Source organism: Nostoc punctiforme PCC 73102 (assembly GCF_000020025.1).
Classification (GTDB): Bacteria; Cyanobacteriota; Cyanobacteriia; order Cyanobacteriales; family Nostocaceae; genus Nostoc; species Nostoc punctiforme.
In genome coordinates this window covers 8158342-8170902 of sequence record NC_010628.1, presented here as the reverse complement: position 1 = coordinate 8170902, position 12561 = coordinate 8158342, and the positions used below count along the sequence as shown (strand labels likewise).

Here is a 12561-nt window from a genome sequence, read left to right as displayed (position 1 = left end):
ACCAAAGTTAAGTTCATTTAATTGTCTGCCCTATTTTGTGTGGACACTAAGCATTTTGTCGCCAAATACTATTTAGGTTTCTGTAGCCAAGAATTTTTTGCTTGGCTTAAGCGTAATTAATCGCTCATACAGATACACAATTGCTGCGATTAATCGTAGCTCACAATACTTAAGGAATAGTAAGCATGGCTGATACAAACGACAACGGTAGAAATGTCATTATTTTTGTTGCAGATGGATTGCGTAACGGTTCTGTAAACTCAATTGATACCCCAACTTTATATAGTGTCCGTCAGCAGGGAGTTAGTTTCGCTAATAGTCATTCACTGTTTCCGACATTTACCACACCGAACGCTTCTGCGATCGCCACGGGGCATTATCTTGGTGATACAGGTGACTTTAGCAACACTATCTACACTGGTTTTCCTAGCCCTAATGCCAATGGTAGTGTCACGCCATTCATCGAAAATGATGCGGTTTTGGGGGATATTGATGAAAAATTCCCCGGTAACAACTTTTTAGATGAAGAGTCACTCTTAGCTTACGCGCGATCGCAGGGTTTCAACACAGCAGCAGTTGGTAAACTAGGCCCAGTTGCCATCCAAGATGTTACCCAAGTTAACCGAGAAGGTGGTATTACAGGTAATATTCCTACTCCCGATACAATTATTATTGATGATAGTACGAATGGTGCAACGCCGCCGACTACACCTGCTGGTTCACCTTCTGCTGTTCCACTCGATCCAGATATTGTCAACCGCTTACAAGCTGCTGGTTTAGATGTAAAACCGACACCGCGAGTCCAGCCAGCTGGTAACAATACAACTCCAGGGACTCTCAATGCTAATGTTGCTCAACAACAATACTTTGCAGATGCCACAACCAAAGTAATTTTACCCAAGTTTCAAGAAGATGGTAAACCATTCGCATTGGTTTACTGGTCAAGAGATCCCGATGGTAGTCAACATAATCAAGGTGATAGCTTAAACACCTTAACACCAGGTATTAATGGCCCTACCTCCAAAGCTGGGGTCAAAAATGCTGATGATAATTTAAAGCAACTTCTTGACTATCTCAAAAGCACAGGCTTAGACAAAACTACTGATGTCTTTATTACTTCTGACCACGGTTTTTCTACCATCAGCAAACAAGCTATTGATAGCCAAGGCACAAAAACTACAAGTTATGCTGCCACCCAAACTTATGCGGGTGTAAATCCGGGATTTCTACCAGCAGGTTTTGTTGCAATTGATTTGGCTCACGATCTAGGTCTACCCTTATACGATCCTAACCCTACAACCCTTCCCCCAGACCTCAACCAGATCCAGTATGCGACTGTTGATGCCACACAAGGTCAACGTCCTATTTCTGGGAATGGTGTAATTGGTGGTACAGGTGAGGTAATTAATGGCCAACTTGACCCAGGTACAAAGATAGTTGTAGCTGCTAATGGTGGATCTGACCTGATTTATCTGCCCAATGGCAATGCTGACTTTGCTAAACAGGTAGTGGATTTGCTTTCACAAAAAGACTACATCAGTGGGATTTTTGTAGACGATGCTTATGGAGACATCCCAGGTGCTTTACCATTAAGTGCGATCGGGCTAAAAGGTGATGCTAAAACACCAGTTCCATCTATAGTTATCAACTTCAAAACCTTTAGCACCGACCCAAGCAACCCAAACAACCCTCAAGCTCAGGTAGAAATTGCTGATACAACTTTGCAGCAAGGGCAGGGGATGCATGGCAGCTTTGGTCGAGGTGATACCTTTAATAACATGGAAGCTATTGGCCCAGACTTTAAACAAGGTTATGTGGACTATGCGCCCGTCAGTAATGCCGATGTCACGCCTACACTTGCTCGTATTTTAGGGTTAGATATTCCAAGTAATGGCGATTTGAAAGGTCGTGCCATTACAGAAGCACTGGTGGGAGGCCCGGATGTAGTTCCCTCTACTAAAGAAGTATTGATTTCAGAAAAAACTACTAATGGTCAAGCAACAGTTCTGGATTCTCAAAGTGTAGGCAATACTCAGTACTTCACAGCCGCAGGGTTTGATGGTCGCACTGTTGGACTAACAACACTAGACCTTCAATTTGGTTCTACTAATAGTGATGATGTCACCCTCAAGCCAAATCAAACCTTATTTGCAGGTGACGGCGCAGACTTTGTAGAAGGTACTAAAGGTAACACAATCGTGACTGGTAACGGTGAAGATACGGTACTAGTCGGCAGTGGCTCTTCAGTGTCCACAGGAGATGGTAACGATCAAGTTTTTATTGGCGTAAATAGCCCTGCTAGTAACACTAGTGCTGATGGTGGCAATGGTAATGACGAAGTTACCGTAGTGGAAGCCAATGGTAGTAATAATTTGTTCGGAGGCGCAGGTGCTGATACTCTCACAGTAGTTGAAGGTTCGCGTCAACTGTCTTTCGGTGGCTCAGGTAACGATACCCTCAAGAGTAACGGTAGCAATAACCGCCTCTACGGTGGTTCTGGAGATGACAAACTCTTCTCCAGTGTGAATGATTCGCTGTTTGGTGGCGATGGTGATGATGTGCTATTTGCTGGTCAACAGGGCGGTAATCGCTTAACTGGTGGTACTGGTGCTGACCAATTCTGGATTGCTAACGCCAGTCTGCCAACTAGCAAGAACATTGTAACTGATTTTGCAGTTGGCATTGATAAAATCGGGCTGGGCGGTATTGGTGTTACTCAATTTAGTGCCTTAACTCTATTGCAACAGGGTAGCGATACTTTGGTGAAAGCCGGAAATACAGAGTTGGCTTCATTGGTTGGAGTTACATCGACTAGCCTAACAGCAAATGACTTCGTTTTCTCAGCTAGTGTAATTTAACCTAAAGATGATTACGATTACAGCTTTAAATTCAACAATTAAGCTGTAGTAAGTTGGCTATTGCGGGGGAGTAATACTCCCTCGCCTTTGATATCCTGTTTTATCCTGTGATTCTTAAAGCTGTTCTAGTTATACCCGCCCTAATCATCCAAGTTAAATGTAGAACAGCTTAATATTTTACAATATACATGATACAAATACTTAGAGAGGAACGTACATCTATACGCCCCTACAACCGACTAATGCCTTGCAAAGATTTATGCCAATTGTATAAGTCCTAACTGTTTTATACTATAAAATATTGAAAGTATTAAGTATTAATAAGTAGAATTAGGGCACAAAAAATTTTGATGGTCATAGCCTGGAGTTCAACCTATCTCCAAACGGATTCCATTGCTTGCTTATCGGCTGGTAAAATCGCTGTCTTCCTTTCCCATCAAGGCATTGATTCTTCTTATCCTCTCAAATAAGCTAACGTACAGTTAATACTCTCATTGCAAATCACCTCTAAAGTTTTAATTTTCAATGAAGATGTATTGAAAATAACTCAGATTTTGAGGAAATAGGTCAAAATAAAAAAACTAAATCTAAGAGTCAGTGCCCTTTCATATAAACATTATAGGATTGCGGCATGATTTCTTGTCAAATTAGTCTTGAAATATAATTTAAAAATTAAAAATATGACTAAAAAATGTAATTAAAAATACTAGTGCTTCAACAAACCTTGCGTGGTGTTGGAGCTATATTTAGTTTTCAGACATCATAATTCATCGTTACTTATTTATCTCGAAACAATATCGTACTCAACTTACATAGTTTACTGGTTTATCCAAAAATCTATATCTATAGAAAAGTATTTCTCAATATGAATTTTAGAACAAACTTTAGTATTTTTCACTCAGTAATAATTCTGGTTTTGTATAGTTTAGTAGTAACATTAGCTGCAACGTTAAACTTGACATTTGTTGAGTTAAAAATGCAGCACTACTTAAAAACTACAAGTTTTGCAAAAAGATTTATTTTTTGCGGAAATAAAATATGAAAGTAATAACTGATTCATTAGCTAAAAATAAAAATCAATTTCTGGTAACTGAGTCTCAAACATCATTATCATCAGATAATAACTTAGAACGATATAATTTAACATTACCTATCTTGAAAGAATCCGAAAAAGACCTACTGACCAAGTGGAATAAGACTCAAACGGATTATCCTCAGCAAGCGTGTATTCATCAGTTGTTTGAAGCACAGGTTGAGAAAACACCTGATGCTGTAGCATTAATATTTAATAATCAGCATCTCACCTATAGAGATTTGAATAGTCGTGCTAATCAACTGGCACAATATCTACAAACACTAGGTATAAAAGCAGAAACTCTTGTAGGTATCTGCATAGAGCGCTCCTTAGAAATGGTTGTAGCACTTTTAGCTATCCTCAAAGCAGGTGGAGCTTATGTACCGCTAGATCCAGGGTATCCACGAGAACGTTTAGCTTTTATGCTATTAGATACTCAGGTATCTATACTATTAACTCAAAAAGACCTAGTTGCTAAATTACCTACTCATACAGCATTTGTAATTTGCCTAGATGCAGATTGGCATACAATCGCCCAAAATAAAAAAGAGAACCTAAGCACTAACGTCACTGCTGAAAACTTGGCTTATGTCATGTATACATCAGGTTCTACAGGTACACCCAAAGGGGTTAGCGTTATCCATCGTGGTGTAGTTAGGCTGGTCAAAGAAACTAATTATGCTCACCTCACTGCTGAAGAAATAATTCTGCAACTTGCTCCTATTTCCTTCGATGCTTCAACTTTTGAAATTTGGGGTTGCTTACTTAACGGTGGGCAACTAGTAATTTGCCCTCCTCATACACCATCATTAGAAGAATTAGGGCAGATTATTCAACAATATCAAGTCACTACTCTTTGGCTGACAGCCGGCTTATTCCATCTCATAGTGGATGAAAAAATTGATGCGTTAAAATCTTTGCGTCAACTTTTAGCGGGTGGTGATGTCTTATCTGTTCCCCATGTACAGAAGTTTCTCCAAACAGTAGAGAACTGTCGGCTAATTAATGGTTATGGGCCAACTGAGAATACAACTTTTACCTGCTGCCATCTTATAACAGCTCCAGTGCAACCAGGTGTATCTATTCCTATTGGTCGCCCAATTGCTAATACCCAAGTTTATATATTAGACAACAACTTCCAAACAGTAGCAATTGGAGAAATTGGCGAATTGCACATTGCTGGAGATGGATTAGCTAGAGGATATTTGAATCGTCCAGAATTGACTGCCGAAAAATTTATTTCTCACTCATTTGATAGCAATTTAGCAACCCGCCTTTACAAAACTGGAGATTTGGCTCGTTATCTGCCAGATGGCAATATCGAGTTCTTAGGTCGGATTGACAATCAGGTAAAAATTCGCGGTTTCCGAATTGAACTAGGGGAAATTGAGCGGGAGATTGCACAACATCCTGATGTTCGGGAAATTGTTGTTTTAGCTCGTCAGGATGAAACAGGTGAAAAGCAGTTGACTGCTTATATTGTTCCTCACTATAACAGTAGATATACACACAATAATTTACGTAGCTTTTTACAGCAGCACCTACCTCATTACATGGTGCCATCAGCATTTGTAATGTTAGAATCACTGCCTCTAACCGCAAATGGCAAAGTAGATAGACATAAATTGCCAGCACCAAGTAGAGAACGTCCGCAACTCGAACAAGCGTACATTGCTCCCCAAACTGATTTAGAACGTTTGCTTGCAGGTATTTTGTCTGAACTGCTCAAAATCGATCGCGTTGGGATTGATGATAATTTCTTTGATTTGGGAGGAACTTCAATCTCAATTCTGCAAGTTGCTGCACGAGTCAAACAGGAACTTAGTATTGAATTACCTGCTGTGAAGCTATTTCAGTATTCAACGATTGGCTCTTTAGCAAAATATTTGGATTCAAACCAGAACAGCCAACCATCTCATAACAAACTGCAAAATCGCGCTCAACGCCAACAAGCAGCTCAAGCTCGTCGCCGTAATCATCAACAAGGTGTTTAAGCAATGGTAAATATGCAAACCTCAGATAATCAAGATCCTATTGATGGTGTTGCCATTATCGGCATGGTAGGAAGATTTCCTGGCGCTGGCAATGTTGATGAGTTTTGGCGCAATCTGTGTGAGGGATTAGAGTCAACGACTTTTTTTCAAGATGAAGAATTAGATCCCAGCATTGACCCGAACCTTTGCAAAGATCCCAGTTATGTAAAAGCTAGAGGAATCATTCCTGGGGGAGAAACTTTTGATGCTGCCTTTTTTGGCATTAATCCAATGGAAGCTGTGGTTATGGACCCACAAGCCAGAGTTTTTCTAGAGTTGGTTTATGAAGCTCTAGAAAATGCTGGTTATGAATCAGAATCTTTCGATGGTTTGATTGGTTTATACGCTGGTTGTGGTCAAAATACTTATTTTGCCAACCATATTTCTGGACGTATGGAAATTGTTGATCGCATCGGCGAGTTCCAGACCATGTTAGCAAATGAAAAAGACTTTTTAACCACCCGTGCTGCTTACAAGCTCAACCTTAAAGGCCCGGCTGTCAGTGTTAATACGGCTTGCTCTACTTCTTTGGTAGCAATTATTCAAGCTTGTCAAGCCTTAAGTAGCTATCAGTGCGATATGGCTTTAGCTGGTGGTGTATCTATGACTACACCCCAAAATAGCGGTTATATAGCTCAAGAAGGCAGTATGCTGTCTGGCGATGGTCATTGTCGTCCCTTTGATGCCAGCGCTCAGGGCACAATGTTCAACAATGGCGCAGGAATAGTTGTCCTCAAGCGTTTAGAAGATGCACTCAATGAAGGCGATCGCATCTATGCCGTAATTCGTGGTTCAGGTATTAATAATGACGGTGCTGATAAAGTAAGCTTTACAGCACCCAGCGTAGATGGACAAGCAGAAGCCATTGCAATGGCGCAAGCTTATGCCAACTTCCACCCAGAAACTATCTCTTATATTGAAGCTCACGGTACAGCAACACCTTTAGGCGACCCCATTGAAATTGAAGCGCTGACGCAAGCATTTCGTGTGCATACAGATGCTAAACAATTTTGTGCGATCGGCTCTCTGAAAAGCAATGTCGGACATTTAGTTGCGGCTGCTGGGGTAGCAGGATTAATTAAAACCGTTCTGGCCCTGCATTATAAAAAAATTCCACCTAGCTTAAATTTTGAGGCTCCTAACCCCAAGATTGACTTTGCCAACAGCCCCTTCTATGTAAATACCAAACTAGCTGAATGGTCACAAGGTGAAACTCCGCGACGAGCCGGTGTAAGTTCTTTTGGTGTCGGCGGGACTAATGCTCATATTGTGCTGGAAGAAGCGCCACAAATTCAAAATTCAGGATCTTCTCGTCCACAGCAGCTATTGTTGCTCTCGGCAAAAACTAGCACAGCCTTAGAAGCTGCAACAGCAAATTTGCAGCAATATCTTCAGTACAATGCTGAAATTAACTTAGCCGATGTAGCTTATACCCTACAGCGAGGACGCAAAGCCTTAAATTATCGACGCAGTGTAGTTTGTCACGACATCACAGATGCGATCGCAGCCCTGCAATCTTTAGATCCCAATCAAATAAATACCCGCCATACAGTAATCCGTAATCTAGCCGTTGCCTTCATGTTCCCCGGACAAGGGTCGCAATATGTGGATATGGGACTGAATCTCTACAACCGTGAACCTGTGTTTCAGGAGGTAGTAGATGAATGTGCAGAAATCCTTAAACCATTACTGGGCGGGGATTTACGAAGAATTATATATCCCGCGCCAAGCGATCGCGAAACTGCCGCGATCGCCCTAAAGCAAACCTGCTTTACTCAACCAGCATTATTCGTCATTGAATACGCTTTAGCGCAACTGTGGCAAAGTTGGGGAGTCAAACCCCAAGCGATGATTGGTCACAGCATTGGCGAATTTGTCGCCGCCTGTATTGCGGGTGTATTCACCTTAGAAGATGCGCTGATGTTGGTTGCAAATCGTGGTCGCTTCATGTGGGAGTTACCACAAGGGGCTATGCTCTCAGTACGCTTACCAGCCCAAGAGGTAGAGCCGCGATTGATTCCAGAATTAGCGATCGCAGCAATTAACGCCCCTTCCCTGTGTGTAGTTTCTGGACCAACAGAGGCGATCGCGGCTCTGCAAAAACAACTAGAAAGCGAAGAAGTTGTCTGTCGCCCTTTACACACTTCCCATGCTTTCCATTCCCCAATGATGGATGACATCATAGCCCCCTTTGCTGAGGTTGTTAGGAAAGTTAAATTATCACCTCCTCAAATTCCCTTTGTTTCCACAGTTACCGGCGACTGGATTACAGCCCAGCAAGCAACTGATCCGATGTATTGGGCTACACATCTACGTCAGACTGTGCGATTTGCGGAGGGTATACAAACCTTATGGCAGCAACCAGAACGCGTACTGTTAGAAGTTGGGCCGCGAATCACAACTACGACCTTAGCCCGCCAACAAGCAAAAGATATTAAACAACAGATAGCGATCGCTTCTCTGAGTGATAACGCCGAGAACGAAGCCGAATGGACAGCATTACTCAAGGCAGTAGGACAACTGTGGCTAGCAGGAGTATCTATTGACTGGAGCAACTTCTATCAAAGGGAAACGCGACAACGAATTTCTCTGCCTACCTATCCCTTTGAACGCCAACGCTTCTGGATTGATCCTTTACCTCATCCCAATCGCGCAGCAACTCCCAAACCTTTAAATCCCCAGTTAGAAAAAACCCAAGATATGACAAAATCTCCTCAGCAAAAGCTTATTCCTCTGCTAAAAGAAATTATTGAAGAAACATCAGGATTGGAAATCGCTAGTGTTGACGATTCGACAACATTTTTAGAAATGGGATTAGATTCTTTATCACTGACTCAAGTGGGGCTAGCGTTAAAGAAAAAATTTCAAGTAAAAGTAACACTTAGGCAGTTACTAGAAATTTACCCCAATTTAGGAACACTGGCTGACTTTATCAATCCAGCCTTGTCTCCTGAGACTTTATCTGCATTAGGATTAACAGAAACCGTTGCAGAACCCATTCCAGAAGTACCATTACCAGCACCTGCAACCACATCACCCACTTTGGTAGTGCATGAAGTTCATACAAATGGATCTGCACCTCAGATTTCTCCCCAACCTGCTGCATCCAGTTTCTTCGAAAATGTGATTAATCAGCAGCTACAAATCATGAGTCAGCAATTGTCACTATTGGGTAACAACAGTCAAGCTGTAACAATCCCAGTTGTACCTGCGGCGACACCTCAAAATAATGGTGTCAAACCACAAAATGCCGTATCGATCCCAGCGACTCAAACCAGCAAAGAATCACCTGCATCGGTAGACACGGAATCAAATGGCGCTAAAAAGGCATTTGGTGCGGCTGCTCGAATTGAAAAAACCCAGACTAAGACTCTGACAACGCAACAACGCACTCATCTAGACAAAATTATTCAAAGATACACACAACGGACTAAAAAATCCAAAGAATATACTCAATCTCATCGCCCTTATTTGGCAGATCCAAGAACTGTTTCTGGTTTTAACCCGACGATGAAAGAGATGGTTTATCCCATCGTAGCGTCTCGTTCATCGGGTTCTAAACTTTGGGATCTTGATGGCAATGAATATGTCGATTTAAGCAATGGCTTTGGTTTGAATTTGTTTGGTTGGTCGCCACCTTTCATTACCGAAGCAATTGAAGCGCAACTGAAACTAGGCATGGAAATTGGGCCGCAGACTCCCTTAGTTGGAGAAGTGGCAAAGCTGATGTGTGAGTTGACCAACTTTGACCGAGCAGCCTTTTGCAATACAGGTTCGGAAGCGGTTTTGGGGGCGATGCGGATGGCACGCACCATCACAGGGCGTAACTTAATCGCCATCTTTTCTGGAGCTTATCACGGTATTTTGGATGAAGTAATTGTTCGGGGGACAAAAAAACTCCGGTCAATTCCTGCTGCTCCCGGTATTCCACCGGAAATGGTAGAGAACATTTTGGTGGTGGACTACGATTCACCTGAGTCTCTAGAAATCCTTAGAAGCCGGGCTGATGAGTTAGCAGCAGTGATGGTTGAATCTGTGCAAAGCCGTCGCCCTGAATACCAGCCCAAGGAATTCCTTCAGCAATTGCGTGATTTCACGGAAGAAGCTGGTATTGCTCTAATTTTTGATGAAATCGTTACCGGATTTAGAATTCATCCAGGTGGCGCTCAGGCACATTTTGGTATCAAAGCTGATATAGCAACCTACGGCAAGATTGTGGGCGGTGGACTACCGATTGGAGTCATTGCTGGAAAATCGCAATATATGGATGCTTTAGATGGTGGATTTTGGCAGTTTGGGGATGACTCAGTTCCAGAAGTTGGCGTGACTTACTTTGCCGGCACTTTTGTCCGTCATCCTTTAGCACTAGCAGCCGCCAAAGCAGTACTTCAACATTTAAAACAGAGTGGCCCCAGCTTGCAGCAAAATCTCAATGCCAGAACTGATAAGTTTGTAGCGGAACTTATGGGCTATTTCCAGAAAGTTCAGGCTCCGTTTACAGCTTATAACTTCGGCTCCCTGTTTATTGTGAAATCTGCACCAGAGTTTCCTTATGGAGACTTACTATTTTATTTACTGCGGGATAAGGGAGTGCATACTTGGGATCACCGTCCTTGCTTTTTGACAACAGCTCATTCCGAAGCCGATCTAGCTTTTGTAATGGCAGCCTTTAAAGAAAGTATTGCCGAAATGCAGTCTGCTGGATTTTTGTCTGCACCGCCCATAGAAGTAACAAACAGCGAAGTTACCAATAACAGCCTACGTAATCGTCCTCCGCAACCTAATGCCAAATTAGGACGAGATCCTCAAGGCAACCCCGCCTGGTATATCCCCGATACCGAGCGACCTGGGAAGTATTTACAAGTTGCAAGTGTTTCCTGAGTACTTTAAAAAATTGGCGTTGCTGATTGAAAGTATGAAGCCATATCAAAATATGTCAATTCCTACTCCAATTCAGCAACACCAAAAAATAACTGGGTTTGCAAATAGTAAATACTCATCGATTAGGTCTTTTTATGTTAGCTGATAATCTACTTAAACCTGGTTAAAGTAAGTCCTAACCCAATACTGCGTAGGTTTTAAAAATTTGTAGGTTGGGTTGGACGGAGTGAAACCCAACAAAACCCTGAAAATGTTGGGTTTCGTTCCTCAATCCAACCTACATTGGAGTTATTTTTTAGGCTTAACCGAGCAGTATTGAGTCCTAGCCAGATCGTAGTAGAAATTAAAAGCTAAACTTTTGACAGATTTGATATAGCAAAATGATTTTTATAAATAGCGTGGGCAATGCCTACCAAAACTATAATCTGGTGAACAATATTTAGCATAATTGTATTTCAAAAAGCCCATCAAACCATCAAGATTATCCTAAAAATATCTAACTGTTTATATTCTTGAGATAATTCAATGCCAAAAATATCAATGTATAACCAAATCAATTCGCTCACTGCTCTGCGCGGTATTGCAGCTTTGGTTGTTGTTGTACATCATTTCTCGTATTATACTTTACCTAAAACTGGTTCAAATTTATCAGCATATAGCAATTTTTTTCGTAATGGATATTTGTGGGTTGATTTTTTCTTCATTCTGAGTGGTTTTATCATGACCCACGTTTATATTGAAGATTTTTCATTAAAAGTTAATCCATCTAAATATCGTTCATATTTATTGTCGCGTTTTGCCAGGATCTATCCTCTACATATATTTATTATCTCTCTATTGATCGGATTAGAAATTTTAAAATTATTTTTACTCAATAATTCTGCCTTTACTGGTAAGTTTAATTTAACTGCCCTTTTTGCTAATATTTTCCTTCTCCAAGCATTCGACTTAAATTGCCCACCTTTATTTTGGTGCGATACTTATTGGAATGAGCCAGCTTGGTCAATTAGTGTAGAGTTTGTTATTTATTGCATATTTCCATTTCTGTTATTTCTATTATTACGAAACAATAAGATAAATGATCTTAAAGTTTATGTTTTTGCTCTCTTCAGTATATTACTACTAATTGCCTTTACCCGTGGAAATCTAGATAGTATTATTGGCATACCTTCCATAGCTAGATGCGGGCTAGAGTGCATACTCGGTATCATAACTTATAAAGTCTATCGCAGAGGTAATTATAGAAATTATTTTAATCTTAATTTACTAGCAATTATAGCTATAACTTGGATAATTTTGATTATGAATTCCTACTGGAATTATTGGCGTAGTCTTCATGATTGGCTAATTTTGCCAGTTTTTTCGCTCTTAATTTTAGCTGTATCCATCAACAATAATAGTCTAATATCAAATTTTTTAAATTCACGGTTGATGCTGTATTTAGGGACTATATCTTACTCAATTTACATGGTTCATTGGTTTGTTCAAGAATTGTTAAAAACATTGTGGATTTATAAATTTCACCACGCTTTTGGTAAAGGATTCACAGAATATGAAGCCTTGACATCTCTTGGAGTATTTCTTATGATTATCATATTGTCCGCATCATTGACATATAGATTTGTAGAGGTTCCAATGCGTAATTATTTAAAGTCTACAATCTTGGCTAAACAATGAATTTAAATGCCAATACTTTGCTAAGAAAAAATTAAAT

Annotated in this window: 4 protein-coding genes; all 4 read left to right on the top strand. The window is 40.8% G+C overall.

The genetic code is table 11. The features are described 5' to 3' along the window. Positions 1-185 precede the first annotated feature (185 nt). The 4 genes from NPUN_RS33550 (at position 186) to NPUN_RS33535 (ending at position 12524) form a co-directional block, all read left to right on the top strand. A complete protein-coding gene (locus NPUN_RS33550) occupies positions 186-2858 on the top strand; it encodes an alkaline phosphatase family protein (RefSeq protein WP_012412786.1) in 2673 nt (890 codons plus the stop codon). A 1038-nt stretch (positions 2859-3896) separates the two neighbouring features. Further along, complete coding sequence (locus tag NPUN_RS40215; protein WP_012412785.1) at positions 3897-5927, top strand: non-ribosomal peptide synthetase; 2031 nt, start codon at positions 3897-3899, stop codon at positions 5925-5927. Positions 5928-5930: 3 nt separating this feature from the next. Continuing rightward, positions 5931-10847 (top strand): type I polyketide synthase, encoded by a 4917-nt coding sequence (locus NPUN_RS33540; protein ID WP_012412784.1) that lies wholly within the window; start codon positions 5931-5933, stop codon positions 10845-10847. A 525-nt stretch (positions 10848-11372) separates the two neighbouring features. Continuing rightward, a complete protein-coding gene (locus NPUN_RS33535; protein ID WP_012412783.1) occupies positions 11373-12524 on the top strand; it encodes an acyltransferase family protein in 1152 nt (383 codons plus the stop codon). The last annotated feature ends 37 nt before the right edge of the window (positions 12525-12561 follow it).